General features: G+C 71.4%; 24 protein-coding genes. 14 read left to right on the forward strand and 10 right to left on the reverse strand.

Annotated features, from left to right (window positions below):
- The first annotated feature begins 263 nt into the window (after positions 1–263).
- Complete coding sequence (locus ACZ7CD_RS28905) at positions 264–5,711, forward strand: hypothetical protein (protein ID WP_470380109.1); 5,448 nt, start codon at positions 264–266, stop codon at positions 5,709–5,711.
- Positions 5,708–7,069: a hypothetical protein gene (locus ACZ7CD_RS28910; protein ID WP_470380110.1), complete on the forward strand. Its 1,362-nt coding sequence runs from the start codon at positions 5,708–5,710 to the stop codon at positions 7,067–7,069. Before ACZ7CD_RS28905 ends, ACZ7CD_RS28910 begins: the two co-directional genes overlap by 4 nt.
- 45 nt (positions 7,070–7,114) lie before the next feature.
- Here ACZ7CD_RS28910 and ACZ7CD_RS28915 read toward each other — a convergent pair whose 3' ends face one another.
- From ACZ7CD_RS28915 to ACZ7CD_RS28935, 5 genes are all read right to left on the reverse strand, one after another.
- Positions 7,115–7,945 (reverse strand): SGNH/GDSL hydrolase family protein, encoded by an 831-nt coding sequence (locus ACZ7CD_RS28915; protein WP_470380111.1) that lies wholly within the window; start codon positions 7,943–7,945, stop codon positions 7,115–7,117.
- Between the two features lie 61 nt (positions 7,946–8,006).
- Complete coding sequence (locus tag ACZ7CD_RS28920) at positions 8,007–10,220, reverse strand: heavy metal translocating P-type ATPase (protein WP_470380112.1); 2,214 nt, start codon at positions 10,218–10,220, stop codon at positions 8,007–8,009.
- Positions 10,204–11,103: a hypothetical protein gene (locus ACZ7CD_RS28925; RefSeq protein WP_470380113.1), complete on the reverse strand. Its 900-nt coding sequence runs from the start codon at positions 11,101–11,103 to the stop codon at positions 10,204–10,206. The genes ACZ7CD_RS28920 and ACZ7CD_RS28925 overlap by 17 nt, the downstream gene beginning before the upstream one ends.
- A complete protein-coding gene (locus tag ACZ7CD_RS28930; protein ID WP_360387909.1) occupies positions 11,103–11,318 on the reverse strand; it encodes a heavy-metal-associated domain-containing protein in 216 nt (71 codons plus the stop codon). The genes ACZ7CD_RS28925 and ACZ7CD_RS28930 overlap by 1 nt, the downstream gene beginning before the upstream one ends.
- A gap of 19 nt (positions 11,319–11,337) precedes the next feature.
- Positions 11,338–11,619, reverse strand: coding sequence for a metal-sensitive transcriptional regulator (locus ACZ7CD_RS28935; RefSeq protein ID WP_360387911.1), 282 nt, complete (start codon positions 11,617–11,619; stop codon positions 11,338–11,340).
- Between the two features lie 143 nt (positions 11,620–11,762).
- Here ACZ7CD_RS28935 and ACZ7CD_RS28940 point away from each other — a divergent pair, with 143 nt between their 5' ends.
- Both ACZ7CD_RS28940 and ACZ7CD_RS28945 read left to right on the forward strand, forming a co-directional pair.
- Positions 11,763–13,688 (forward strand): potassium transporter Kup, encoded by a 1,926-nt coding sequence (locus ACZ7CD_RS28940; protein WP_470380114.1) that lies wholly within the window; start codon positions 11,763–11,765, stop codon positions 13,686–13,688.
- Between the two features lie 9 nt (positions 13,689–13,697).
- Complete coding sequence (locus ACZ7CD_RS28945) at positions 13,698–14,282, forward strand: P-loop nucleotide/nucleoside kinase family protein (RefSeq protein ID WP_470380115.1); 585 nt, start codon at positions 13,698–13,700, stop codon at positions 14,280–14,282.
- Between the two features lie 297 nt (positions 14,283–14,579).
- On the opposite strand, the gene ACZ7CD_RS28950 is transcribed toward ACZ7CD_RS28945, so the two are convergent.
- The gene (locus tag ACZ7CD_RS28950) at positions 14,580–14,984 is read right to left on the reverse strand and encodes a ribonuclease domain-containing protein (RefSeq protein ID WP_470368444.1); all 405 of its coding nucleotides are present in this window, start codon (positions 14,982–14,984) and stop codon (positions 14,580–14,582) included.
- Positions 14,985–15,159: 175 nt separating this feature from the next.
- Here ACZ7CD_RS28950 and ACZ7CD_RS28955 point away from each other — a divergent pair, with 175 nt between their 5' ends.
- The 9 genes from ACZ7CD_RS28955 to ACZ7CD_RS28995 all read left to right on the forward strand — a co-directional run bounded on the left by ACZ7CD_RS28955 (position 15,160) and on the right by ACZ7CD_RS28995 (position 23,024).
- Entirely contained in the window at positions 15,160–15,993 is an 834-nt protein-coding gene (locus ACZ7CD_RS28955) for a cellulose binding domain-containing protein (protein WP_470380116.1), read from the forward strand.
- A gap of 109 nt (positions 15,994–16,102) precedes the next feature.
- Positions 16,103–16,840, forward strand: coding sequence for a protocatechuate 3,4-dioxygenase subunit beta (gene pcaH, locus ACZ7CD_RS28960; RefSeq protein ID WP_458433126.1), 738 nt, complete (start codon positions 16,103–16,105; stop codon positions 16,838–16,840).
- Positions 16,833–17,339, forward strand: a complete 507-nt coding sequence (pcaG, locus tag ACZ7CD_RS28965; RefSeq protein WP_470373448.1) for a protocatechuate 3,4-dioxygenase subunit alpha — start codon at positions 16,833–16,835, stop codon at positions 17,337–17,339. Before pcaH ends, pcaG begins: the two co-directional genes overlap by 8 nt.
- A 3-nt stretch (positions 17,340–17,342) precedes the next feature.
- Complete coding sequence (locus tag ACZ7CD_RS28970; protein ID WP_470380117.1) at positions 17,343–18,974, forward strand: lyase family protein; 1,632 nt, start codon at positions 17,343–17,345, stop codon at positions 18,972–18,974.
- Positions 18,964–19,695, forward strand: coding sequence for an alpha/beta fold hydrolase (locus ACZ7CD_RS28975; protein ID WP_470380118.1), 732 nt, complete (start codon positions 18,964–18,966; stop codon positions 19,693–19,695). The genes ACZ7CD_RS28970 and ACZ7CD_RS28975 overlap by 11 nt, the downstream gene beginning before the upstream one ends.
- 14 nt (positions 19,696–19,709) lie before the next feature.
- On the forward strand, positions 19,710–20,054 hold the full coding sequence (pcaC, locus tag ACZ7CD_RS28980; RefSeq protein ID WP_360388376.1) for a 4-carboxymuconolactone decarboxylase: 345 nt from the start codon (positions 19,710–19,712) through the stop codon (positions 20,052–20,054).
- Positions 20,051–21,226 carry a 4-hydroxybenzoate 3-monooxygenase gene (locus tag ACZ7CD_RS28985; RefSeq protein ID WP_470380119.1) on the forward strand — a complete coding sequence of 392 codons (1,176 nt, stop codon included), beginning with the start codon at positions 20,051–20,053 and terminating at the stop codon, positions 21,224–21,226. Before pcaC ends, ACZ7CD_RS28985 begins: the two co-directional genes overlap by 4 nt.
- 34 nt (positions 21,227–21,260) lie before the next feature.
- Positions 21,261–22,355 carry a winged helix DNA-binding domain-containing protein gene (locus ACZ7CD_RS28990; protein WP_360387937.1) on the forward strand — a complete coding sequence of 365 codons (1,095 nt, stop codon included), beginning with the start codon at positions 21,261–21,263 and terminating at the stop codon, positions 22,353–22,355.
- A gap of 123 nt (positions 22,356–22,478) precedes the next feature.
- Positions 22,479–23,024: a hypothetical protein gene (locus ACZ7CD_RS28995; protein WP_470380120.1), complete on the forward strand. Its 546-nt coding sequence runs from the start codon at positions 22,479–22,481 to the stop codon at positions 23,022–23,024.
- 6 nt (positions 23,025–23,030) lie between these two features.
- On the opposite strand, the gene ACZ7CD_RS29000 is transcribed toward ACZ7CD_RS28995, so the two are convergent.
- The 3 genes from ACZ7CD_RS29000 to ACZ7CD_RS29010 all read right to left on the reverse strand — a co-directional run bounded on the left by ACZ7CD_RS29000 (position 23,031) and on the right by ACZ7CD_RS29010 (position 24,687).
- Entirely contained in the window at positions 23,031–23,171 is a 141-nt protein-coding gene (locus ACZ7CD_RS29000; RefSeq protein WP_470380121.1) for a hypothetical protein, read from the reverse strand.
- 216 nt (positions 23,172–23,387) lie between these two features.
- A complete protein-coding gene (locus ACZ7CD_RS29005; RefSeq protein ID WP_470373453.1) occupies positions 23,388–23,741 on the reverse strand; it encodes a VOC family protein in 354 nt (117 codons plus the stop codon).
- A 19-nt stretch (positions 23,742–23,760) separates the two neighbouring features.
- Positions 23,761–24,687: an RNA polymerase subunit sigma-70 gene (locus ACZ7CD_RS29010; RefSeq protein WP_470373454.1), complete on the reverse strand. Its 927-nt coding sequence runs from the start codon at positions 24,685–24,687 to the stop codon at positions 23,761–23,763.
- Between the two features lie 55 nt (positions 24,688–24,742).
- On the opposite strand from ACZ7CD_RS29010, the gene ACZ7CD_RS29015 reads away from it, so the two are divergent.
- Entirely contained in the window at positions 24,743–25,315 is a 573-nt protein-coding gene (locus ACZ7CD_RS29015; protein WP_360387948.1) for a maleylpyruvate isomerase family mycothiol-dependent enzyme, read from the forward strand.
- 4 nt (positions 25,316–25,319) lie between these two features.
- On the opposite strand, the gene ACZ7CD_RS29020 is transcribed toward ACZ7CD_RS29015, so the two are convergent.
- On the reverse strand, positions 25,320–25,781 hold the full coding sequence (locus ACZ7CD_RS29020) for a MarR family winged helix-turn-helix transcriptional regulator (protein ID WP_360387951.1): 462 nt from the start codon (positions 25,779–25,781) through the stop codon (positions 25,320–25,322).
- Between the last annotated feature and the right edge of the window lie 30 nt (positions 25,782–25,811).

Genomic DNA, 25,811 nt, shown 5'->3' on the forward strand with positions numbered 1-25,811 from the left:
CGCGAGTAGATCGTGCCTACCGTGTTGAGCAGGAGTTATGTGTCCAAACCGGTCTGACTCCGACTTTGCTGCGGGTGGTTGACCCTCTATCGCGTGATCCTTGTGCGATGTTACGGCGGTGCTTCTTGCGTCATTCAACTGACTGTGCCGCTGGCTTCATTGGGCCGTTCGAGCGCAATTGAGCCAATTGCACTGCTCCACTCAGGTGATCTTGAGCGGTGGCCCGTCCGGTTCCGTTGGAGTGAGGCGTACAACTACACACCGTGACAGTCGTCGCCGATGTCTCCAACGAACTGCGCAGGTGGCTCAAAACGCTCGACGACGCCGACCTCGGTGTCGTCGTGGTGTTGAGCGGGCCGCTGCAAGCGGCAGCCAAGCTCTCCCACGGTGCGGTCACCACACGCCTGCCGGTGCGCCGCGAGCTCAAAGCGGTCCGCGCCTGGCTGGCCAAGGCGCACACCCACCAGCTGGCACTGGTCGCGGAGGCCGTGCTGAGCCCCGCTGCCCACTTGCTGATCCACCACCTGTCGTTCAGCGAGGCCGAGGTCGCCGATCCGACCGACGAGCAGTTGAGCGCGATGCTCGTCGCCCTCGGACAGCTGGTGGGGCGGCTGACGCTGTACGGCCTCCTGCTCGGCAACGCCAGGGCCACTCCGGCCGCCACGCGTCATCGCGACGAGCTCGAACGCGCTGTGGGCGGCGCGGCCAGGAAGACCTTGTCAGACCTCATCGGGAGCGGGGAACACCACGTGACAGACCGTGCGAGCGCCGTGGGGGACGGCTACCGACTCGCCGAGAACGAGCTGCGGCTGACCGGGCTCCGCGACCTCGCCGCGGAGGTCTCGGCTGCTCTGCGGGCTGCGGCGCAGGTCGCCGACCGGGGAGGAGCGGTCGTCCTGACGGCGCCTCTCGAGGAGTACGCGAGCCAGCGGGAACAGTTGGTGCTGGCGCTGGACCTCCCGGAGCACGTGGAGTTCGTGGAGATCGAGGCGCGGGTGGAGGAGCTGCGCGCGGAGGAAGCCGACCGCCTGCGGGCAGAGGCCTCGGTCGCGGCGCGCGCCGAGGAGCTGCGCGGTCAGATCGCCGGCTTGGAAGCCCTGCTCGCCACTCTTCCCGAGGAGGCCAAGGCCGGGCTGCTGGACAGTTTGGCGGTGCTGCGCAGGGACCACGCGGCGTTGACGACCACAACGGACGCCGGCCCTGTGAGAACACCGGAGGAGAAGCCCGCGTCGGGACCGCGGCCGGACCCGGTCGCCGTGACGCCGGTCGCCGTGACGCCGGTCGCCGTGGCGGTCGACGAGGCGCTGCCCGAGACCGAGCCGAAGATCGTGGCCGAGCCCGTGAGCGAGCCGGAGCTCGTGCCACTGCCCCAGCCTGCGATCGAGCAGGAGACGTCCCAGTCGCCGTACGAGCTCGTTCACGGGTGGGACGAGGGCGACCCTCCGCTCGCGGTGGCGTTGACGCGTGCGGGCCGCCTCGGCGAGGCGTACTGGGTGACGGCCATGTCGGGTGAGGTCGACCGGCGCGCGTCCGCGCTGCGCTTCGCGGCCGCCGCCTACTCGGTGACGAGCAACGCCGAGGCCACAGCGGTGCTCGCGGCACTCGACCTCGGCGCACGGGAACTGAGCGAGGACCCGGAGGCCGCCGTCGTCGTGACCACGGCCGCGCTGCGGGCCGGCCTGGTGGCGGGCTGGGGGCACCCCCTGCTGGCTCAGCTCGAAGACGACCTCCCGTTGCCCGCGCCGTGGAAGACGCTGGTGGAAGCCTGCGTCGCCGCTGTGCGCCGTGAGTACCGGGTCGACTTCGAGGTCGGGCTGGTGCAGCCCGAGGAGGACGTGCACGAGGCACGGGCGGAGCTGGGCAGGCGGGCAGCCGTGCTGCTGGAGGAACTGCCCAGGCGCAAGAACAACTACCAGCGCGCCACCAGGGTGCTGCAGCGGCTGATGGTGACCGGACAGCCCTTGTGGAGCGCGCTCACGGTGGTGGTCGACTGGGGACGGGGAGCGCCGAACGGGCAGGCGGTGTCCGACCTGGTCGCCGAGCTCGCCGCACCGGACGCCGTCGAGCAGATGATCGAGGCCGCCGACGCCGAGATGCGCACCCCCAAACAGGCTCGGGTACCGATCGTCGCCACGGCCTTGCGCACACTGCAACGTGCCATCGAGGAGGTCAGGGCGGTCGTCCAGGAGGCGGACGCGGTGAACCGCCGGCTGACCGCCGCCGAGGCCGACGACGCGGCTCTCGGGGCGAAGGTCCTCCGCGAAGCGGCGGCGGCCGGTGCCGCGGAGGTCCCGCCGGGCATGGTGGGCGCTGCGGTCTCGTTGCTGCGCAGCTGGCTCGAGTCGACCACGACCGCGGTGTGGACCGGTTTCAGCGCCGACGAGCCACCGCTGCCCGGTGGGGAACCCCGCATCGCGGAGCCGAGCGTCGACGTCCTCCTGCCGCTGCCGGACCTGCCCCGCGACCAGAACGGCCGCCCCGACCAGGAGGACCCGCGCACATCGGGCGTGCTGGCCAGGCTCGCCGAGCCGCTCGACCTGGACGCGGTGGTCCAGTCCTACTGCGACACCGGCGACCTCCGCAGTGCGCTGAAGGTGGTCGAGCTGGCCGAAGCCGGTTTCTGGCGAGAGAGCGAGGTGGCGGCCGCAGCGCGCGAGAAGGTCGCGGCAGCGAGGGAGACGCTCACCCGGCAGTTCCGCGGCGAACTGATGAAGGCGCAGGAGCTGTTCGCCAGGGTGCGCACCCAGAACCTCCTCGACCAGGACGAGGAAACGGTGGTGCACGGCCGCTTGGTCGCACTGGGCACCGTGCGCGACGACCGGTTCGACGAGGCCGCACGCCACGTGCGCGACCTGGTCGCCGACCTGCTGGCGAAGCAGCGGTCGTGGGTCGCCGAGCTGCGTGCGGAGCTCGCCGCGTTGAAGCTCGCAGACGAGGACGAGCGGCGGGTGACCGCGTTGCTCGACGACGACGACACCGTGACCGCTGCGGAGTTCCTGGCGTTCCTGCGCGAGGGCAAACCGCTGCCGGAGCACGCCGAGCTGATCGGTCACGACCTGAAGTCGTTCGCCGCGGTGCTGGCGGACGGTGCGGGGCGCGGCCTCGCGGCTCCGCAGACCGGTGCGGCGCCGTGGGCCAGGCTGGTGGTGCGCGACGGTGCGCCCGCCGAGCTCGGCCGGGTCGGTGTGCGGGCGTGGGACTCGTTGACGGACAGCAGACGGCACGGCAACGACGCGCTGCCCGGAGTCGTCAAGGACATCCTGCGCACCCTCGGCCTCAACTCCTCGGTCCGGCCGCGCGAGTACCAGCTGCGGCAGAGCCGCGGCTTCCGGAAGTTCCGCGTGCAGGGCGTCCCGAGCGACGGGTCCTACGTGTCGGTGCTCGGGTCCGCCGCCTCCGAGTTCACCGTGACCGTGGTGGTCGAGGAACGCCGTGGCCGGTCCGTCCTCGACGTGCTCGGTGCGGAGGAGGCAGGCCGGGCCAACATCATCCTGTACCTGCACCCGATGGACCTGTCCGCGCGGCGCCGGCTCGCGGCACAGGCCGTCAACTCCGCGGTGCAGGCGCTGGTGGTGGACCCCGCGGTGTTCGGCTGGGTCGCCGCGACGGCGCCGGGCTCGTGGAAGGCCACGCAACGCGTCACGCTGCCCTGGACGGCGCTGAGCCCCTACACGCCGTTCGTCGCGGGTCTGGTGCCGCCGGAGGTGTTCGTCGGACGGGCCAAGGAGATGGCCGAGGTGATCGACCCGAACGGCGGGTTGTTCGTCTACGGCGGCCGGCAGCTCGGCAAGTCCGCCCTGCTGCGCCGGGTGGAGGCCACGTTCAACGCGGTGGTGGACCAGCACGCCATCTACCTCGACCTGAAGGGCCGCGGCATCGGCGAGGCGGAGCCGGCGGGACGGATCTGGCGCGAGATCGTCGTCGAGCTCAAGGAACGCGGTGTGCTGACGTCGAAGGTGCCCGCGGACGTCTCCGCGGACGACGTGGTCACGCAGGTGCGGGCGTGGCTCGCCCACAGCCCGGGCAAGCGGCTGCTCCTGCTGGCGGACGAGGCCGATGCCTTCCTGACCGCGGACTCGCGCGGCGTGCCGACGGCGAGCGGTGTGGCGACCTTCTCGAACGTCTCGCGGCTCAAGGACCTGATGGAGTCCACCGAGCGCCGGTTCAAGGTCGTGTTCGCCGGTCTGCACCAGGTGCAGCGGTTCAGCGACCTGTCGAACGTGCCGCTCGTGCACGGCGGACCGGACATCCTGGTCGGTCCGCTCGCTCCCGCCGACGCGCGGCGGCTGGTCACCGAGCCGCTCGCGGCGCTGGGGTACACCTTCGAACAGCCGGAACTGGTGTGGCGCCTGCTCGCGGCGACCAACTACCAGGCGGGTCTCATCCAGATCTTCTGCGAGGAGCTGGTGCGCACCCTGCACAGCCGGGGTTCGCAGCTGCAGGACGTGCCGGTGCAGATCAGGGAAAGTGACGTCGAGGCCGTCGCCGCGAGTGACCGGGTGCGGGCGCGCATCGCCGAACGGCTGCGCATCACGATCAACCTGGAGGACCGCTACCGGGTCCTGATGCTGATCGTCGCCCTGGAGAGCCTGAAGGACTCGTTCAGCAGCAACTACGGCGCTGACGAGCTCCTCGGGCTGGCCAGGGAGCGCTGGCCGGCGGGCTTCGACGACATGACGGTCACCCAGACCAGGATCCACCTCGACGAGATGGTGGGACTCGGGCTGCTCATCCGGTTGTCCGGGCAGGACCGGTTCGCCGTGCGCAGCCCGAACGTGGTCAACATGCTCGGCACGAAGTCGGACCTGAGCCGTGAGCTGGAGGAGACCGACTTCGACCTGCCCTACCAGTACAACCCGCGCGACGCGCGCAGGTTGCTCGCGGTCGACGAGCAGGGAACCGAGTTCAGAAGCCCGCTCACCGAGGGGCAGCTGTCGGAGCTGACCGGTCCCGCCACCGCCGTGTCGGTCGTCGTGGGCTCCCTTGCGCTCGGGATCGACCGCGTCGCCGACGCCATCAAGAACTACGTCGAGGTCCGCAGCCTCAACATGGACGTGTGCAGGTCCGGCAACGACGTGACCAAGACACTGCAGGCCGTTGCCCGTCGCAGGCGCCGCACGGTGGTCGTCGCGGACCTCAGGGGCAAGTCGCCGGGGGAGGTGAAGCGCGCGCAGCAGATGCTGACCGAGGCACCGGTCACGGCGGTTCTGGTGCTGGAACGGGACGAGGCGGAGAAGCTCGGCGCCGACGTGGTGCGGCTCACGCGCTGGACGGCCGGCAGCCTGCGCAGTTGGCCGGAGTGCCCGTTCGACGTGCTGGCCGCCAGGACGAGGCTGATCGAGGCGACCGGCGGCTGGCCGGAACAGGTGGAGAACCTGATCAGCGTGGTGCGCAGGGGCCGGACCAGGGAGCAGGCGGTGGAGCTCGTGCTGCGCAACGCCGCCGACCCCGGCTGGGCGGCCAAGTTCCTCGAACGGGCGGGGGTGAGCGCCGGTCTGCGGGAGCGGATCGGAGTGTGGGTCGAGTACTTCGACCCCGGTGACTCCGTGTCGCCCGCGGACGTCGCGGCCGCACTGGAGATCGATCTCGCCAGTACGACGGAGCTGTTGGAGGAGCTGGCGGAGCTGGAGGTGCTCGACGAGGGCAGTTTCGGCGTCTCCCTCGACCGGATGGTGCACCGCTGTCTCGCGACGTTGTGCGCGTCGTCATGAGACCGGCGTGGGAGCTGGCGGCGTTGCCGGGGCCGCAGGCACACCTCGAGGCGGTGTCGAACGACTTGGCCGACGGGTTCACCTGCGTCTGGGTGCTGCCGGACGAGCTGGTCGAGAGGGGAGCGGCCGACGACCTCGTCGACCTGCTGAGCGGGTGGGTGGACAGCGTGCGGGTGCAGGCGCCGCAGCGGCGCCGCGTTCCGCCGCCGGAGGCTCGCCGCAGGGACCCGGTCGCGAACCTGCCCTCGTGGGCTCAGCAGAGCCTGGGACTGCTGGAACACGACGACGAGCCGCCGTTCGCGGTCCCGGCGGAGGTGGACCGGCCGGTGGAGACGGTGGTGGACAAGCTGTGCGAGCTGTTCGAGATCTCGCCCGAGGGTGATCCGCTGACCCGGCTCGTGCGGCACGACCAGGTCGCGGGCAAGGTGCTCGTCCTGTGCGGGTGGGACGGCTGGGACGTGGCGGATCTGGGGACCTGCGTCACCAGGTTCACCGCCGTGCTGAAGGAGCACGGCGTCTCGCCGGAGCTCAGGCCGCGGCTGCTGGTGGTCGTGAAGGCCGACGACGTTCCCCCGTCGGCCCAGAACGGTGCCGACCCGCTCACGACCAGGGTGCACTGGTGGTGGGACGTGTTCGGGCGACTGGACACCGCGACCGTCGCCGCTGCCGTGCGCAGGCAGTCGCGCTGGCGGAGCTCCAAGGGCAGGGCACGCGCGTTGCGCGAGCAGGTCGCCACAGAGGTGCTGGTCGAGGTCGCCGGACCTGACCTGCTGCTGGCCGACCACCTGGCCCGCTGGTGGGACGGTCGAGTGGGCACCCTCCTGGAACAGGTGGAGGCGTTGCCGTACGACACCGCCGACGACGTCCTGCCGGTGACCGTGGACGGCCGCGCGGACGGCGTACGTCCTCCCCACGCGCTCAGAGCCGCCTGGCGCAGAGGTGTTCTGGACAGGTGGGACGGGAGGGTGCGGGTGAGTCCGGCGGCGAAGGTGGCCGCCGCCGAACGCGGCAGCCTCGAGACACTGGTCTGGCGTGGACAGAGCCGTGTGCTCACCCCGATCGTGGACGACTGCCGAGCGCGACTGGAGAAGGCGTTGCGCTCCAAGGCGTCGAAAGCAGTCGTCGAGGAGATCGAGCGCGGGCAGGACTTCGCCGAGCGCCGCCGTACCGGGGACGGCACGCTGGAGCTGGGCTCCATGGCGTGGGCGGTCGGCACGGGCCGGGTGCGGCTGTCCCAACCGGACACCTCGCTGCTGTTCCAAGCCCGGAACGTGCGCAACGCCCTGGCCCACCTCTGTCCGCTCACCGACGAGGAGGTCGACGGTCTGGCCGCGGTGCTCCCGGAGTCGCTGTGGTGAGCGTTCGGGCCTGTGCCGCCGCCGTCGTCGTGCCTGCCGGAGAGCTCAGCGGGCCGCGCTGACCGCCTCCGCGATGGCCTTGTGCCCAGCCGGAGTCGGGTGCACGTCCGTCCGGTCGCAGAAGTACGTCAGCGAGCACACCTGCGCCACGGACGCCGGAACCGTCCCGTACTTCGGGTCCTGCGTCGTCTGCGTCAGCGGCTGGTAGGCCCCGGTCGCCTTCGTGACGTCCGCGAACTTCGCCCCGAACTTGCCGTACTCGGCCGCCAGCACCCCGTTGAACTGCTCGAAAATCGACACCGACAGGCGGGCGAGGTTCTTGCCGTCGGGGAACGACGGGTTCACCCACGCGCCGAGGAACACGTCCGGGTAGGTCAGGCCCACGATCTTCGTGTCCGGGGCCGCGGCGCGGAGCTTGGTCAACGCGGCGGCGACGTTCGCGCGGACGTCGGTGAGGGTGCGGTTCGCGCACTCCAGGGGTTTCTGGTCGAGGGCGCACGGGGTCAGGTCGTTGCCGCCGATCACCACCGTCACCAGGTCGACCTCCTTGCCACGCAACGTCTCCACGGCCGCGTCGAGCTGGGTGCGGCCGCCCGCGTCCTGGCCGCAGGCCGGCTTGGTGGCGAGGTCGGCCGAGGTCGCGCCGTTGCAGGCGAGGTTGACCAGCCGCAGGCCGGACTGCCGGGCGACCAGGGAGGCGAAGCTCTCGCCGGTGGTGCCGCCGGGGCCGAAGCCGGTCGCGTACGAGTCGCCGATCGACACGTGGACCTTCTCCGCAGCCGAGGCCGAGGCCGACGCGGACGACGGTGGTGGCGCGCTGGAGGCGGGGGAGGGGGCGGGTGGGGGAGTCGAGCAGGCCGTGAGCGCTACCAGCACCAACGCTGCCCAAGCCGGCTTCCGCACACCCGCCCCTTCCACTCGTTCGGCGGTTCCCAGGCTACGCGAACCGGCGCAACCGCAGGCTGTTGCTCACCACGAACACCGACGAGAACGCCATCGCCCCGCCCGCGATCATGGGGTTGAGCAGGCCCAACGCCGCCAGCGGCAGTGCCGCGACGTTGTAGGCGAACGCCCAGAACAGGTTGCCCTTGATCGTGCTGAGCGTGCGCCGCGACAACCGGATCGCGTCCACGGCGGCGGTCAGGTCGCCGCGGACCAGCGTGAGGTCGGCGGCCTCGATCGCCGCGTCCGTGCCGGTGCCCATCGCAAGCCCCAGGTCGGCCTGGGCGAGTGCGGCGGCGTCGTTCACGCCGTCGCCGACCATCGCCACGACGCGGCCCTCGTCCTGCAACCTCTTCACGACGTCGACCTTGTCGGCGGGCAGCACCTCGGCGACGACCTCGTCGATGCCCACCTCGGCCGCCACGGCACGGGCCGCGGCCTCGTTGTCGCCGGTCAGCAGCACCGGCCGCAGGCCGAGCGCGCGCAGGCCCCTGATCGCCGCGGCGGAGGTGGGCTTCACGGTGTCCGCGACCACCAGCACGCCGCGCGCCTCGCCGTCCCACGCCACCAGCACCGCCGTGCGGCCCTGCTGCTCGGCCTCGCGCCGGGCGTCGGCCAGCGACGACGGCACCCGCACGCTCCAGTCGCCGAGCAGACGCGACCGCCCGACCAGCACCGCGTGCCCGTCCACGACGCCTTGGACCCCGAGGCCCTCCAGGTTGCGGAAGTCCTCGACGGCGGGCACGTCACCGGCGGCGACGGCGACGGCCTTCGCGATCGGGTGCTCCGAGGCGTGCTCCAGCGCTCCGGCCAGCCGCAGCACCTGCTCCTCGGTCTCGCCGTCCGCGACGTGCACGCCCACCAGGCTCATCCGGCCGGTCGTGACGGTGCCGGTCTTGTCCAGCACCACCGTGTCCACCCGCCGGGTCGACTCCAGCACCTCCGGTCCCTTGATCAGGATGCCGAGCTGGGCGCCGCGACCGGTGCCGACGAGCAGCGCGGTCGGCGTGGCCAGGCCCAGCGCGCACGGGCAGGCGATGATCAGCACCGCCACCGCCGCGGTGAACGCCGCACCGGTGCCGCCGCCCGTGCCGAGCCAGAAGCCCAGCGTGCCCACGGCCAGCGCGATCACGATCGGCACGAACACCGCCGAGATCCGGTCCGCGAGCCGCTGCACCTCGGCCTTGCCGTTCTGCGCGTCCTCGACCAGCCTCGCCATCTGCGCGAGCTGCGTGTCCGCGCCGATGCGGGTGGCCCGCACGACCAGTCGCCCGCCCGCGTTGACCGTGGCACCGACCACCGCGTCACCGGGGCGCACCTCGACCGGCACGGACTCACCGGTGAGCATGCTCGCGTCGACCGCGGAACTTCCCTCCTCGACGACGCCGTCGGTGGCGATCTTCTCGCCGGGCCGCACCACGAACCGGTCACCGGCCCGCAGCTCGTCGGTGGGGACGCGGACCTCGCGGCCGTCGCGCAGCACCGCGACGTCCTTCGCGCCGAGCTCCAGCAGTGCCTTCAGCGCCGCACCCGCCCGCCGCTTCGAGCGGGCCTCGAAGTAGCGGCCGGCCAGGATGAACGTCGTGACGCCCGCCGCCACCTCGAGGTAGATGTTGCCCGCACCCGAGGTGCGTTCGACGGTGAACGTGAACGGGTGCGTCATGCCGGGAACACCGGCGGTGCCGAGGAACAACGCGTACAGCGACCACAGGAACGCCGCGACCACGCCGATCGAGATCAACGTGTCCATCGTCGCCGCGCCGTGCCGCAGGTTCGTCCACGCCGCCTTGTGGAACGGCCAGGCCGCGTACACCGCGACCGGACCGGCCAGCGCGAGCGACAGCCACTGCCAGTAGGTGAACTGCAGCGCGGGGACCATCGCGAGCACGACCACCGGCACGGTCAGCACGGTCGAGGTGACCAGCCGCTGCCGCAGCGGCGCCAGCTGGTCCACCGCCTCGCCCGGCTCCGCGTCCGCGGGAGCAGCGGGCAGCTCCGCGGTGTACCCGGTGGCCTCGACGACCTTCACCAGGTCGGCGGGCGTGCACCCGTCCGGGTAGCTGACCCGCGCCTTCTCGGTCGCGTAGTTGACCGAGGCCTGCACGCCGTCGAGCCTGTTGAGCTTGCGCTCGATCCGCGCGGCGCAGGAGGCGCAGGTCATGCCACCGATCGAGAGCTCGATCCGGTTCGCCTCAGTTGCCGTGGTCATGGCCGTCCCCCTCTCCCGTCGTGATCGTGAACTCGGCGGTGCGGACCACGCCGTCGTGCCGGAAGTCCAGGAACAGCCGGTACGTCCCGGCCGTCGGCACCTCCACCGCGAACCTCAGCCGCTCCCCGTCCTCCGGGTGCACGTGCAGGTACGCGAGGTCCGCGGCCCGCAGCGCGACCAGGTGGCCCCTGGCCCCGAGGTAGGGCTGCAGGTCGGTGACCGGCCGCCCGTCCTTCACGACCGTGACGGCCACCGCGGACGCCGCACCCGCGGTGAGCGTCCCGTCCAGGGTTACCTCGTACCCGTCGACCGTGAACGTCCTGCTGTCGTGGTCGTACCGCTTGGGCTGGTAGTCGCCCGCGACCTGCACGTCCGTGCCCAGCGTCAGCTTCGGCCCGCCCTCCGGCCGGAAGTCGGCGAACACGCGGTAGCTGCCCGGCTCGGTGAGCTGCAGCGGCCACGACCACGTGCCGTCCGCCGCCATCTCCGGGTGCACGTGCCGGAACCCGGACCCGTCGCGGTGCACCGCGACCAGGTGCAGCCGCTTCTCGTGCTCGACCGCGAACCGCGTGACCGGCTTGCCGTCCGGCCCGGTGATCCGGAAGCTCCGGTCACCCGTCACCAGGGTGTACCCGCTGTCCGAGACGGACAGTCCGGGCGGGACGGCGCCGGGTGCCTTCTCACCCGTGTCGCCGTGGGTGTTGCCCTGAGTGTTGCCGTGGGTGTTGCCGTGACCGGCGGCGTCCGTGCCGTCGCCGGTGTGCGCCGTCGCCGGTTCCGGCGGTGGCGGTGTGGTGCCGGTCGCCGCGCCCGCTGCCCAGGTGCCGCCGAACACGGCGGCCAGCGCCAGCCCGTACGCGGCGACCCCGTACCCGGTCCTCATCAGGCCACCAGCTCGTAGCCGGCCTCGGTGACGGCCGCGCGCACGTCGTCGAGGGCGAGCGGCGCGCTGCTGGTGACCGTGACCTGTCCGGTCGGCAGGTCGACCGCCACGGCGCCGACGCCGTCGATCGCGCTGACCTCCTCGGTGACCGAGGTGGCGCAGTGGCCGCAGGTCATGCCCTTGACGGTGTACGCGGTGGTGACGGACTCGTTCATGGTTTCTCCTCGTTCCAGGTCAGGAGCGAACCAGGCGTGCGATGGCGTCGCCGGCCTCCGCGATCTTCGCGTCGGCCGTCGTCCCGCCCTCGGCGATGGCCTGGCTCACGCAGTGCTTGAGGTGCTCGTCGAGCAGCCCCAGTGAGACCGCCTGCAACGCCCGAGTGGCCGCGGAGATCTGGGTGAGCACGTCGATGCAGTACTCGTCGTTCTCGATCATCCGCGCAAGGCCGCGGACCTGCCCCTCGATCCTCTTGAGGCGGCGCAGGTGGGAAGCCTTGTTCTCGGTGTAGCCGTGCACGTCCCGCTCCTTCTCCGGCCACCGCGCGGCCGGCCGTGCTGCCGGGGGCGCGGTGAGCGCTCACCGCATTTATACCCCAGGGGGGTATGGGTATGTCAAAGTTCTGTTCGGCAGGCGGTGGTCCGCACGGCTATCGTCCGTTCGTGAGTGATCGACAGGGGGCGGCCCGCACCGGGCTCGCGCACGACACCGCACGGCTCGCGGTGGTCGTCGGGGCGCTCGGCGTCGTGTTCGGCGACATCGGCACGAGCCCGATCTACACGATCCAGACCGTGTTCAACCCGGCCGACCCGCACCCGGTGCCGGTGGACGCGAACAACGTCTACGGGGTCGTGTCGCTGATCTTCTGGTCGGTCACGATCATCGTGACCGTCACGTACGTGCTGCTGGCGATGCGCGTCCACAACGACGGCGAGGGCGGCATCATGGCCCTCATCACGCTGCTGCGCCGGTGGAAGTCGAAGCAGGGCCGCAAGGCCGCCGCCACGCTCGCCGCGTTCGGCATATTCGGCGCCGCCCTGTTCTTCGGCGACAGCATGATCACCCCGGCGATCTCGGTGCTGTCCGCCGTCGAGGGGCTGAAGATCGTCGAGCCGGAGCTGGGCGAGTTCGTCGTGCCGATCACGGCGGTGATCATCGTCGGGCTGTTCCTGGTGCAGCGCAGGGGAACGGCGGTGGTCGGCCGGGTCTTCGGGCCGGTGATGATCGCGTGGTTCACGGCGATCGGCGCCGCGGGCGTCGTCGGCATCACGAGCCACCCGGAGATCCTCAAGGCGTTGTCACCGACGTACGCGCTCGGGTTCTTCTTCGGGCACTTCCACATCGCGTTCTTCGCGCTGGCCGCGGTCGTGCTCGCGGTCACCGGTGCCGAGGCGCTCTACGCGGACATGGGGCACTTCGGGCGGCCCGCGATCGCCCGCGGCTGGCTGCTGCTCGTGTTCCCGGCGTGTGTGCTGAGCTACATGGGTCAAGGTGCGCTGGTCCTGGCCGACCCGGCCAACATCAGCGGCCCGTTCTTCCTGCTGGTGCCGGAGTGGGGCCGGTGGCCGATGGTGGTCCTCGCGACGGCGGCGACCGTGATCGCGTCGCAGGCGGTGATCACCGGCGCCTACTCGGTGGCCTCGCAGGCGGCGCAGCTCGGGTACCTGCCGCGGCTGCGGATCGCGCACACCTCGGAGTCCACGATCGGCCAGATCTACGTGCCGTGGATCAACTGGGTGCTGATGGTGTCGGTGCTGACGCTGGTGTTCGCGTTCCGCTCGTCGGCGGCGCTGGCGTTCGCGTTCGGCATGGCGGTCACCGGCACGATCACCATCACCACGACGCTGTTCCTGTTCCTCGCGCGCTGGAAGTTCGGTGCGCCCGTGTGGGCGATCGCACTGGGCTGCGTGGTGCTGCTGGGCGTGGACCTGCTGTTCCTCGCCGCGAACCTGACCAAGCTGCTGCACGGCGCGTGGCTGCCGCTGCTGATCGCCCTGACCGCGTTCACCGTCATGACGACGTGGCAGCGCGGCCGGTCCATCGTGACGAAGGCCAGGCAGAACGCCGAGGGCTCGCTGCAGGAGTTCGTCGACGAGCTGCGCGAGCGGTCGCTGGTCCGCGTCCCCGGCACGGCGGTGTTCCTCAACCGCGGCAAGCAGACCGCCCCGCTGGCGTTGCGCGCCACCGTGGAGCACAACCAGGTGCTGCACGAACGCGTGCTGATCGTGTCCATCGAGACCGAACCGGTGCCGCGCGTCCCGTCCGACCGCCGGGTCGACGTGGACGACCTCGGGCACGGCGACGACGGCATCATCCACGTGAGCGCGCGCTTCGGGTACATGGAGACCCCGGACGTGCCGGCCGCGCTGGCGTTGCTGACCTCCGAGCAGACCGAGGGCGCCCTGGACCTCGACCGCGCCTCGTACTTCCTGTCGAAGATCGAGCTGCAACGCGGCACGGCACCGACGATGGCGGGCTGGCGCAAACGCCTGTTCGTGGCCACCTCGTACATCACCGCGGACGCCGCGGAACACTTCGGTCTACCCCGAGAGCGAACAGTGATCATGGGAGCGCGGATCGAGGTATAGCGTCGCTCCATGACGCCGGGGGAGATCGCCGAACGGGCACTGGAGAGGTACCTGGCGCTGCCACCGACCACCGCGCGGCCGACGGTCGTGCTGGTGGCGGGCATCCCGGGCGCCGGCAAGAGCACCCTGGCCGAGGGCCTGGCCCGGCACCTGCGCGTCCCGGTGTTCTCCGCGGACTGGGTGATCGGCGCCCTGGTGCCGTTCGAGGTGCTGACCGACGACAACGCCTGGCACGTGGTCGACACGAGCATCGCCGCCCTGCTGGCCCGGCAGGTGCAGCTGGGCGTGGACGTGGTCCTCGACCTCACCGCCCACACGCGCGAAGAACGCGCCCGCCTGCGCACCCTCACCGAACGCCTCGGCGGCGTGTTCGCCGGCGTCGAGTGCGTGTGCTCCGACGAAACCGTGCACCGCCAACGGGTCGAAGGCCGCGACCGCGGCATTCCCGGCTGGCGCGCAACGGTTCCGTGGGAGCACGTGCAGCGCATGCGCGGCCTGTGGGAGGACTGGCCCGAGGACCACCTCGTGGTCGACTCGGCCGCCGCCACCGCGCAGGAGTGCCTGAAGCAGGCGCTCACCGCACTGGGCAGGTAGGTGAGGCAGCCTCCAGCCGTCGCCGCGGGGGGATTCGAGAACGACTGGAGGCGAGTACGGGGGTCGGTGCGGCGGTCGCCTCTCGGCGAAAGGCACAACGAGGCTCCAGCCGGACGGTAATCCTCGAAGGCGGTTAGATGAGGCCCGGGGGACACGGACCGCACCGACCACCCCGTACAACGGCCGACCGGGCCGGGAGATTCCCGTGGGGCAGTGGGCTGCGCCACGTCCGTGGGCGTGGGGTGGGTCACCTGCGAACGGGCGCTGCGGTGTTCGCCGCAGCGCCCGGCACGGACCTCAGTACACCGGGTAGAAGTCCGCGTAGTGGTTCGGCGAGAAGTAGACCTGGCCGCTCGTGCGGTCGACCACGATCCGGGCCGCGTCCCGTGCCGCCCCGCACGCCCGTGGGTACACGTCGAACTCCTGGTAGCGGTGCCCGGCCGGCAGTTGGCCGTCGCGGTTGTAGTAGGTGCCGCCGGCGAAGTTGCACCGGCCGTCGGGCCAGTTGTTCCAGCCGCGGGTCGAGGGGTAGCCCTTCGACTCCCAGATCGAGTCGGCGGAGCGGGCCGCGGCGCAGCCGGAGATGCCGCAGGACTGGTAGACGCGGGCGTCGGCGGCAGGGGTGGCGAAGACCAGCAGTGAGGCGACGACGGCGAAGGCGGCGAGCAGGCGGTGAGTCCAGTGCGGTTGCAGGGTGTGCACTTCAGACCTCCATCAGCGGGGTGCGGACCTCGTGATCATGTCCACCGATCATCAAGACGGGGTGAACGGCGGGCGACCGGGGGTGCAACTAATGCTGTGACCACGGCTGATCGCCACAGTCGATCAAGTCCGAACAGGTGATTGCGTGGCTAGCGTGCAGCGATACGGTCGTCCAATGGCAGCACGAAAGCACTTCCTGGTGCTGTTGGCCCTGCTCACCGCCGCCTGCACCGCAGAGGTGGCGTCCGTTCCGCACCCGGCGGCGTCGCCGGAGAACACGCGTCCGTCGGTGAGCGACGAGCAGCCGCCGGTCCGGGTCGTGGCGGTCGTCGACGGGCGCACGGTCGAGCTCGCGGACGGCACGAAGGCGCGCATCTCCTACCTCGCGGAACCGAGCGGCTGCGGCGGCGAGGCGGCCCTGGAGTTCGCCAGGAAGACGTTGCAGGACAAGGAGGTCCGGGTCAGCAGCATCACGCCCGGCGAGGTCAGCCTGGTGCTGGAGGACGGCACGGACTACGCGTTGCTGGCGGTGCGCAGCGGCGTGGCGCGCACGACCGGTGTGGACGGTGGGCCGTTGACGCAGGCGGAGGGCGACGCGGCCCAGGGCAAGATCGGCCTGTGGGCGCTGGAATGCGCGACGGTCGCCCCGCCGCCGCCTCCCGCACCCTCCACGACGACCCCGCCGCCTCCGCCCTGCGCGGTGACGTACCGGGTGACCAGCCGGTGGCCCGGCGCGTTCCAGGCCGAGGTGACCGTGCGCAACGTCAGCGGTGTGCTGATCAACGGCTGGACGTTGCGGTGGCGCTTCACCGACGGCCAGACAGTGAGTCAGATGTGGAACGCGAGCCACGTGCAGGACGGCGCGGTCGTGAGCGCCACCAACGCCGACTACGCCGCGCTGATCACACCGAACGGGTCGATCTCGATCGGCTTCAACGGCGCCGCGACCGGGGCCAACAGCGCGCCGACGGCGTTCACGCTCAACAGCGCGCCCTGCCGCACCGACTGAGCGGGCTGCCCACCGGGGGCCGTCACGAGGCGGCGCAGTCCGCAGCGGCTTCCGGTGAGTGGAAAGCCGGACTCGACTACGAGCGCCGCTGATCTCTAGCGTGCAGTGGGTGACGACCAGCCAGCACGAGATCAGCGACGAGATCGCGAAGATCAAGGCCGACTCACCGGGGGGTGCGCCGCTGCTGGACTACCCGCCCTACCGCAGCTCGCTGCTGCGCCACCCGACCAAGGAGCCGCGGCACGCCGACCCCGAGGGCGTCGAGCTGGTCGCGCCGGTCTTCGGGCACTCCGACGTGGCGCCGGTCGAGGCCGACCTGACCGTGCAGCGCGGTGGGGAACCGATCGGGGAGCGCATCCGCGTGCACGGCCGGGTCGTCGACGGGGACGGGCGGCCGGTGCGCCGTCAGCTCGTGGAGATCTGGCAGGCCAACGCCTCCGGCCGCTACTCCCACCAGGGCGACCTGCACCCGGCGCCGCTCGACCCGAACTTCACCGGCGTCGGCCGCTGCCTCACCGACGACGACGGCTGGTACGACTTCACGACGATCAAGCCGGGCCCGTACCCGTGGCGCAACCACCACAACGCCTGGCGGCCGGCGCACATCCACTTCTCGCTGTTCGGCACGGACTTCACCCAGCGGCTGATCACGCAGATGTACTTCCCCGGCGACCAGCTGCTGGCGCTGGACCCGATCGCGCAGTCCATCACCGACCCCGCAGCCCTCGACCGGCTCATCGCCTCCTACGACCACTCGCTGTCCGAGCACGAGTGGCTGCTCGGCTACCGGTGGGACATCGTGTTGACCGGTAGCCACGCCACCCACCTGGAGGCCTCCGATGACTAGCGCGACCCCCGGCCAGACGGTCGGGCCGTTCTTCCACCACGCGCTGGCGTACCCCGGTGACAGCGAGCTGGTGCCGTTCGGCGCGGCGGGATCGGTGCTGCTGCACGGGTACGTCCACGACGGCGCGGGCGCCCCGGTGCCGGACGCGATGATCGAGATCCGTCAGGCCGACGCCACCGGTGCCGTGCCCGAGAGCGAGGGGTCGCTGCGGCGCCGCGGCTCCGCCTTCACCGGCTGGGGCCGGTCCTGCACCGACCGGACGGGCCGCTACTGGTTCAGCACCGTCGAACCCGGTGGCCCGGCGCCGTTCTTCGCGGTGGCGGTGTTCGCCCGCGGCCTGCTGGACCGGTTGTTCACGCGCATCTACCTGCCCGGCACCGACGGCGCGGTGGACGGCCTCGTGGCGCGGCGCGAGGACGACGGCGGGCTGCGGTTCGACATCCACCTGCAGGGCGAGAACGAGACGGTGTTCTTCTCGTTCCCCCGGCACCGGAGCTGACGCGTGCTGCCGGGGTCCCACCGGGCGGACAGCGACCTCGTCCGCGCGATGGTGCGGGTCGAGGTCGCGTGGGCGCGCGTGCTCGGCTCCGACATCGAGCCCGCCGTGCGGGACTGGACGCCCGAGCTGGACCCCGTCGAGGTCGAGGCGGCAGGGAACCCGGTGCTGCCGTTGGTCACCGCACTGCGCTCACGGGTCCCGGCCCCGGTCCACACGGGACTGACGAGCCAGGACGTCCTGGACACCGCGCTGGTCCTGCTGGCACGCGACGCGGTTGCGCGCGTGCGGGCGGACCTCGTACGGGTGGCATCGGCACTGGCACAGCTCGCGGACGAGCACCGGTCCTCGGTGATGGCCGGTCGGACGCTGACGCAGCACGCCGTGCCGATCACGTTCGGGCTCAAGGCGGCCCGGTGGCTGGACTCCGTGCTGGACGCGCTCGCGGACCTGGAGAGGGTGCGGTTCCCGGTGCAGTGCGGGGGAGCGGCCGGAACGCTGTCGCGGGCGGCACTGCGGGCCGACCCGGTCGAGGCCGCCGCGGCTTTCGCGCGTGAGCTGGACCTGGAATGGCCGGGCCTGCCGTGGCACACGCAACGGGCACCGATCACGCGCATCGGCGACGCACTGGTGCGGGTGACCGACGCGCTCGGCGTGTTCGCGGCGGACGTGCTGACGCTGGGCCGGCCAGAGATCGGCGAGGTGCGCGAGGCCCCGGTCGCGGGTCGCGGTGGGTCGTCGACCATGCCGCACAAGCAGAACCCGGTGCTCGCGGTGCTGGTGAACAGCGCGTCGCTGCGGGCGCCGGGGCTGGGCGCGCAGCTGCACCTGTGCGCCGCGCGGGCGGTGGACGAACGACCGGACGGGGCCTGGCACGCGGAGTGGCCCGCGTTGCTGGGGCTGGTGGAGCTGACCGTGGTGGCGGCGTCGCAGGCGGCGGAGCTGGCCGAGGGGTTGCGGGTGTTCCCCGAGGTGATGGCGCGGCGGGTGGCGGAGGTCGCCGCGGATCTGCTGGCTGAGCGGGGTGGTGACGGGGAACCGGGCGGCTACCTCGGGGCTGCGGGGGTGTTCGTCGATCACGTGCTGCGGCGGTGTGCGGAGTCGCTGGCGTTGGGAGTGTTGCCGGTGGGCGGTGCTGGGGTGGGCGTGGCTGGGGCGGGCGCGGCTGCAGCGGAGCCGGCGTCGGTGCGCGCGGCTTCAGCGGGCCCGGTTGGAGCGGGCGTGGCTGGGGCAGAACCGGCGTCGGCGAACGCGGCTCCAACGGAACCGGAACCAGTAGCTGCAAGTGCGGCTTCGGCGGAGCCAGCTCCAGCGGATGCGGCCGGGGCGGACGCGGCTCGGGCGGACGCGGCTCAAGCGGACGCCGCGGCGGACGTGGCCTCCACAGGCGCGGCTCCAGCGAACGCTGCTCCGGCGGGCGCAGCTCCAACGGATGCTTCTCCGGCGGACGCAACCTCTGCGGGCGCAGCTCCAGCGGACGCGGCCTCGATAAACGCTGCCTCGGTGGACTCGGCCCCGGCAAACGCCGCCCCACCAATCGCGGTCCCAGCCGAATCGATTCCGACTGGTCCCCCTCCAGGGGGCGCGCAAGCCCCCACTCCCATCATCTCAAAGGGGTCTGACAACAATGGCGGTTGAACTCACCCTGACCCGCCTCGCCGGCACCGAGAACTCCCAGCGCCTGCTGATCGTCGGCCCGTCCCTGGGCTCCTCGGTGTCCCAGCTCTGGCGCACCTGCGCCGAGCAGCTGGACGACGTCGAGGTGATCGGCTGGGACCTGCCCGGCCACGGCAACGGCAAGAACGCGACCGGGCCGTTCACGGTGCAGGACATCGCAAACGCACTGGAAAGGCCCACGCCAGACCGCCCCACCGCCTACGCCGGCGTCTCCTTCGGCGGCGCGGTGGGGCTCGAGCTCGCCACGAAAGGTGTCTTCGACCAGGTCTTCTGCATCGCCGCGGCCTCCAGGATCGGCGACCCCATGATGTGGCACGAGCGCGCCGAGCTCGTCCGCAGGGCGGGCACCTCCGTCCTGGTCGAGGGCGCTTCACGGCGCTGGTTCGCGCCGGGCTTCATCGACCGCGAACCGGCCGTGGCGGGTGCCATGCTGCGTGCCCTCACCGAGGTCGACGACGACTCCTACGCCTGGGCCTGCGAGGCACTTGCCGGGTTCCAGGCCGAGGAGGTGGAACGGTCGGTCCACGCCATCGCCGGACGGCACGACGTCGTGGTGCCGCCCGAGGCGATGGAGCAGCTGAACGCCGCGTCGTTCCACGTCATCGAGGACTGCGGCCACCTGCCGCCGGTCGAGAAGCCGGGAGCGGTGGCCGGTGTGCTGGCCGGGGAGTGGGCGCGGTGAGCTACGACGACGGCATGAAGGTGCGCCGGGAGGTGCTCGGTGACGCCCACGTCGACCGGGCGTCGGCGCCGGACGAGTTCACCGCCGACTTCCAGCAGTTCATCACCACGTACGCCTGGGGTGAGGTGTGGACGCGGCCGGGGCTCGACCGGCGGATGCGCAGCGCGATCACGCTCACCGCGCTCATCGCCAGGGGGCACTGGGACGAGCTCGCGATGCACGTGAAAGCAGCGCGGCGCAACGGACTGTCCACAGAGGAGATCAAGGAGGTTCTGCTGCAGAGCGCGATCTACTGCGGGGTCCCGTCGGCCAACCACGCGTTCGCTGTCGCGCGGCGTGCCCTTCAGGAGGAGATGTGAGCGTGACGCGCACCCAGGTCGGCATCGTCGGCGCTGGGCCCGCCGGGCTGATGTTGTCGCACCTGCTGTCGCTGCACGGGATCGACAGCGTCGTCGTCGACAACAGGTCCCGCGTGGAGATCGAGAACACCGTCCGCGCCGGCATCCTGGAGGCCGACAGCGCGCGGCTGCTCGTCGACTCCGGCGTGTCCGACCGGATGCTGCGCGAGGGGCACCCGCACGAGGGCATCGACCTGCGGTTCAACGGGGAGAGCCACCGCGTCGACTTCCGGGCGCTGGTGGGCGAGTCGGTGTGGCTGTACCCGCAGACCGACGTGTTCGTCGACCTCGCGAACGCCCGCGAACGCGACGGCGGCGACGTGCGGTTCGGGGTGCGCGACACGGCCGTCGACGTCGACGAGCCGGCGATCTGCTTCACCGACGGCGACGGCGTCCGCCAGGAGGTGCGGTGCGACCTGCTCGTCGGCGCCGACGGGTCGCGGTCGACCTGTCGCGCCCAGGTGCCGCAGGTCGAGCGCACGCACTACTTCCGTGAGTACCCCTTCGCCTGGTTCGGCATCATCACCGAGGCACCCAAGAGCGCGCCCGAGCTCGTCTACGCGCACTCGCCGCGCGGGTTCGCGTTGATCAGCCAGCGCACCGAGACCCACCAGCGCATGTACTTCCAGTGCGACCCCGAGACCGACGCGGCGGCGTGGTCGGACGAGCAGATCTGGGAGGAGCTGCAGACCCGCGTCGCCGGGCCGGACGGCTTCACCCTCAAGGAGGGGCCGATCACCGAACGGACCGTGCTGAAGTTCCGGTCGTTCGTCGCGGAACCCATGCGCCACGGCAGGCTGCTGCTCGCCGGCGACGCCGCGCACACCGTTCCGCCGACCGGTGCCAAGGGCCTCAACCTGGCGCTCGCCGACGTGAAGGTGCTCGCCGAGGTGATCGAACGCGCACTGCTCAAGGCCGACGACGACGCGCTCGACGAGTACGGGCCGCGCGCGCTGGGCCGGGTGTGGAAGGCACAGCACTTCTCCTACTGGATGACGTCGATGCTGCACACGCTGCCCGGCGCGGCCGAGTTCGACGTGCGCCGCCAGCTCGGGGAGCTGCAGTCGATCGTCGACTCCGAGGCGGGACGGCGGCTGCTGGCCGAGGGCTACACCGGCTCCTGGCCGGCTTGAGCGGGACTGGAGCCGCGAGGCGCACACTGCCGCGGTGGACATCGCCGCACTGCGCCTCGCCAACCAGCGGATCGGCACGTACGCCACGGCCGAGGCCGCCGTCCGCGCGCTCGGTGCCGTCCAGGCCCAGGACTACGGCCAGTCGCTGTGGGCACTGGGCCTGCGCACCGAACCGGGGGTGAGCGCCGACGTCGAGGAGGAGCTGCGCGCCGGGAAGATCGTCCGCACCTGGCTGATGCGCGGCACGATCCACTACGTGCTGGCCGAGGACGTCGGCTGGATGCTCGACCTGTTCGGCGCGCGCGACCTCGCCAAGCTGACCCCCAAGGCGTGGCAGTACCACCGGATGACGCCCGAGCTGATGGCGTTGGCGCGCAAGACGTTCGTGAACGCGCTCAGCGGCGGCGGGTGCCTGACCCGGCGCGAGATGATCGAGCTGATGGCGGGCGTGGGCATACCCGACGACCGGCAGCAGAGCTACTTCACGTTCATCCACCTCGCCCAGGAAGGCCTGGTCGTGCCCGGTCCGCCACGCGGCAAGGACCAGACGTTCGTGCTGCTGGAGGAGTGGGCGCCGCACCAGCGGTCGCTCGCCGGCGACGAGGCGCTCGCCGTGCTGGCGCAGCGGTTCTTCACCAGCCACGGCCCGGCGACCGTCGCCGACTTCGCGAACTGGGCAGGCATCGGGCTCAAGCAGGCCGCACGCGGGCTGGAGCCGGTGCGCGGCGAGCTGGTGCGGGAGACCTTCGACGGCAAGGAGTACTGGCTGCCGCCGGACCTCGAACCGGCCACCGGCACCTACCTGCTGCCCGCCTACGACGAGCTGGTCATCGGCTACCGGGACCGCGCCGCGTACTTCACCCGCTACGACGAGATCCCGATCTCCACCTACAACGGCATGTTCTACGCGACGATCATCGAGGACGGCCAGATCGCCGGGCTGTGGAAGCGGGTGCTGAAGAAGACCTCCGTGGACGTGGAGCTGCGGCCGCTGCCCGGCTTCGACGTGGACGCGCTGGCCGAGCACACCCGGCGGTTCGGCGAGTTCCTCGGGCTGCCGGTGCGGACGGTCGTGCGCGACGCACCGGAGGCCGGGTCGTCGAAGGTCAGCTGGCGGTCCCGCAAGTGACGTGACCGGCTGAGGCCGGTGTACGCAAACTGACGTAGACGGGATCAGAGCACGAACGGATGATGCGGTCGCCGCGGGCGGCGAGAGTGGGTGCCGACACCACGACCGAGGGAGCGCACCGCGATGATCACCACCCGCAAGCTCAGCGGCCGTGCCCGCAAAGCCGTGCTGCTCGTGCACGTCCTGGCGGCAGCGGCCTGGCTCGGCATCGACCTGGCACTGGGCATCCTGATCGTGATCGCCCTGTCCACAACGGACACGACCACGGCGGGCATCGCCATCCAGGCAGTGGACATGTTCGCGATCTGGCCGATGCTGGGCGCCAGCGTCGTGTGCATGGTCTCGGGCGCCGTCCTCGGCCTGGGCAGCAAGTACGGGCTCGTGCGCTACTGGTGGGTGGCCGTCAAGCTCGTGCTGAACGTCGGCATGAGCCTGCTGATCGCCTTCGCCCTGCGACCGGGAGTGCAGGAGGCGGCCCGCATCGGCACCCGCGTGCTGGCCGGTGACCCGGCCGCGGTGCTCCCGTCCGGCCTGCTGCCCCCGGTGGTGGTGGCACCGACGTTGCTGCTGGTCGCGTACGTGCTGTCGGTGTTCAAGCCGTGGGGACGAATCCGGCGGACGGCGCCCTCGGCGAAGGGCGAGCGCCGGGACCTCGTGGGAGCGGCCTGACACCGGCTACCGCAGCCACTCCAGCGCCAGTGCCGTCCGCTCCGACACCCTCGCCAACGGGGCCAGCTCCGGATCGTGCAGCCCACGGTCAAAGTTCGCGCGGTAGAGCCGCAACGAGTTCGCCCGCGACGCCGGATCAGCGTACATCTCACCCTCGTTGCTGCCCAGGCGCCTGCAAGTACCTCCAACTCGACATCGACAAGCACTTTGCTACCACCAACAGCACCGCTGGCCGTCTGCAGATCCAGGTCCGGTTCGACGGCGACGACCATGTTGGTGGTAGTTGGCGGCGATCCGATCAAGGGTTGGCGGTACTTGCAGACGCCTTCGGCAGCAAGGAGGGCAAGGCTGCCGATCAGGTGCTCAGAGCTGCTGGGTCAGGTTCACAGGGTTTCCGTCCGGATCGAACACGTGCGCCACCCGCTGCCCCCACGGCATGTCGTTCGACGGCCCCCGCACCCGCCCGCCGGCGGCCTCGACCACGGGCAGCAGCGCGTCGACGTCCTCGACGCCCACGCTCAGCACGATGCGCGGGGCCGCGGTCAGGTCGGCGTCCTCCGCCACCAGTCCGAGCTCGGCGTCCCCGAGCCGCAGCGTCGTGGAGAACACCGCACCGGTCGCCGGGTACCTGGCCACCTCGGTCGCACCGAAGACCTGCTCGTAGAACGCCTGCATCGGCCCCGGGTTCGGCGTCACGATGATGGGCTGGATCGTCATGGGAGCTCCTTTCGTCCACTCACCTACGGGACGGCGCGCCGGAACTCATCGGTGCATCGAACAACGGCAGGAAGTCCTCGACGTTGAGATACGTGCACGCACCCGTGACCAGCCCGTCGCGCACGTCGAGGAACACCAGCCCGAACGGCCGGTCCAGACCTGGCCGCAGCTGCCAGTACGCCGGCGACCCGTTCGCCGCGACCGGCACCAGCCACGCCCCCTCGCACGGCGAACCAGGCGCTTGCAGCACCGCCGCCATGGCGTCCCGTCCGCGGATCCACCAGCTGAACGGCGGCATCGACATCGTGGCGTCCTCGTGCAACAACGCCACCAACGCGCGCATGTCGTGCCGTTCGAACGCATCGCAGTACCGGCGGAGCAGCTCCTTCTGCGTCGCGTCCGCCGGGTCCACCGCCTCACCGGGATCGGTGGTGCGCACCGTCGCCCGCGCCCGTTGCAGCGCGCTGTTGGCCGCAGCGACCGAGATGTCCAGCAGCTCGGCCACCTCCGCTGCCTGCCACGCCAGCACGTCGCGCAGGATCAGCACCGCGCGCTGCCGTGCGGGCAGGTGCTGCAACGCCGCCACGAACGCCAGCCGCACCGTCTCCTTGCGGATCGCCTGGTCCTCCGGCAACACCCTGTGGTCCGGCACCGGCTGCACGAACACCCGCTCGTGCAACGGCGCCCCGAGCTCCCCGCCGGCCGGTCCCAGGTCCACGGCCAACGCACGCCGTTGCGGAGAACGCTGCATGTCGATGCAGATGTTGGTCGCGATCCGGTACAGCCACGTGCGCAACGACGCGCGCGAGGCGTCGAAGCTGTCGTAGGCCTTCCACGCGCGCACGAGCGTCTCCTGCGCGGCGTCCTCGGCCTCGAAACCGGAGCCGAGCATGCGGTAGCAGTAGCCGGTCAGCTCGACCCGGAACGGCTCCAGCGCCTCGATCACGCGCACGACCCTACGCGGACCGATGAGTTCTCGTCGTCCCTTCCGTACGACGTGCATGGACATCAAGGACGTGGTGGCCGCCGAACGGCGCGACCAGGCAGAACTGCTCGAATCCCTCACGCAGCAGCAGTGGGACTCCGCAAGCCTGTGCGCAGGCTGGCGCGTGAAGGAGGTCATCGCCCACACGACGCTCCCGTACCGCAGCTCACCGGGCCGCATCCTCAAGGAGGTGCTGAAAGCCGGCGGCAGCTTCAACCGCGCCTCCGACCGCATGGCCAGGCAGGACGCCGCGCAACTGTCCCCGCGGCAGCTCCTCGACACCCTGAAGGCCAACGTCCACCACCCCTGGACCCCACCGGGCGGCGGGCCCGTCGGCGCGCTCTCGCACGACGTCATCCACGGCCTGGACGTCACGGTCGCGCTCGGACTCGACCGGAAGGTGCCGCTCGACCGGCTGCGGCTCGTGCTCGACGGGGTGAAGCCCGGTCACGTCCGGTACTTCAAGTCCGACGTCAAGGGCAGGGAGCTGGTCGCCACCGACCTGGACTGGACGTTCGGCGCGGGGACGCCCGTCCGCGACGAGGCGCAGAACCTGCTGCTCCTCGTCTGCGGGCGCAGGCTGCCCTGAGGGTCTAGGCGGGCGGGGTGAGGACCTCTGCGCGCACCCGTGCCGTCGCCGCCGTCGTGGACGCGAGGAAGTCGGCCACCACCCGCCGGTCCTCGGGGGTCATGGCGCCCCACGTCGCCGCGAACTCGCGGGCGAGCGGCTGGAAGAACGTCGAGGCCAGTGCCTCCGCCGCCGCGTGCACGCGCAGTTCCACGCGGCGGCGGTCACCGGGGCTGCGGTCGCGGCTCACGTGGCCGGCGCGTTCCAGGCGGTCCAGCACCGACGTCGTGGCGGAGGCGCTGAGGTTCAGGGCGCGGGCGAGTGTGCCCGGTGTCATGGGGGAGTGGGCGGTCATGAGCAGGTTCAGCGCTGTCATGTCGGTGGAGTGCAGCTCGTGGGCCGCGCTGAAGATCTCCAGGAACCGGTTCGACTCCATCACCAGCGCCCGCACCAGCATGCTGAGTTCGTAGTCGCTTGCGTCGCTCACCCCGCCAGCATACTGTTTCGGTCATCGAAA

The sequence above is a fragment of the Lentzea sp. NPDC036949 genome (assembly GCF_055608075.1).

Excerpts from the sequence above, each read along its gene's own strand:
- ACZ7CD_RS28910 (WP_470380110.1), top strand. The coding sequence starts at position 5,708 with ATGAGACCGGCGTGGGAGCTGGCGGCGTTGCCGGGGCCGCAGGCACAC.
- ACZ7CD_RS28945 (WP_470380115.1), top strand. The coding sequence starts at position 13,698 with ATGACGCCGGGGGAGATCGCCGAACGGGCACTGGAGAGGTACCTGGCG.
- ACZ7CD_RS28955 (WP_470380116.1), top strand. The coding sequence starts at position 15,160 with ATGGCAGCACGAAAGCACTTCCTGGTGCTGTTGGCCCTGCTCACCGCC.
- ACZ7CD_RS29005 (WP_470373453.1), bottom strand. The coding sequence starts at position 23,741 with ATGACGATCCAGCCCATCATCGTGACGCCGAACCCGGGGCCGATGCAG.
- pcaG (WP_470373448.1), top strand. The coding sequence starts at position 16,833 with ATGACTAGCGCGACCCCCGGCCAGACGGTCGGGCCGTTCTTCCACCAC.
- ACZ7CD_RS29000 (WP_470380121.1), bottom strand. The coding sequence starts at position 23,171 with ATGTACGCTGATCCGGCGTCGCGGGCGAACTCGTTGCGGCTCTACCGC.
- pcaC (WP_360388376.1), top strand. The coding sequence starts at position 19,710 with ATGAAGGTGCGCCGGGAGGTGCTCGGTGACGCCCACGTCGACCGGGCG.
- ACZ7CD_RS28975 (WP_470380118.1), top strand. The coding sequence starts at position 18,964 with ATGGCGGTTGAACTCACCCTGACCCGCCTCGCCGGCACCGAGAACTCC.
- ACZ7CD_RS28925 (WP_470380113.1), bottom strand. The coding sequence starts at position 11,103 with ATGAGGACCGGGTACGGGGTCGCCGCGTACGGGCTGGCGCTGGCCGCC.
- ACZ7CD_RS28930 (WP_360387909.1), bottom strand. The coding sequence starts at position 11,318 with ATGAACGAGTCCGTCACCACCGCGTACACCGTCAAGGGCATGACCTGC.
- ACZ7CD_RS28920 (WP_470380112.1), bottom strand. The coding sequence starts at position 10,220 with ATGACCACGGCAACTGAGGCGAACCGGATCGAGCTCTCGATCGGTGGC.
- ACZ7CD_RS28995 (WP_470380120.1), top strand. The coding sequence starts at position 22,479 with ATGATCACCACCCGCAAGCTCAGCGGCCGTGCCCGCAAAGCCGTGCTG.
- ACZ7CD_RS29015 (WP_360387948.1), top strand. The coding sequence starts at position 24,743 with ATGGACATCAAGGACGTGGTGGCCGCCGAACGGCGCGACCAGGCAGAA.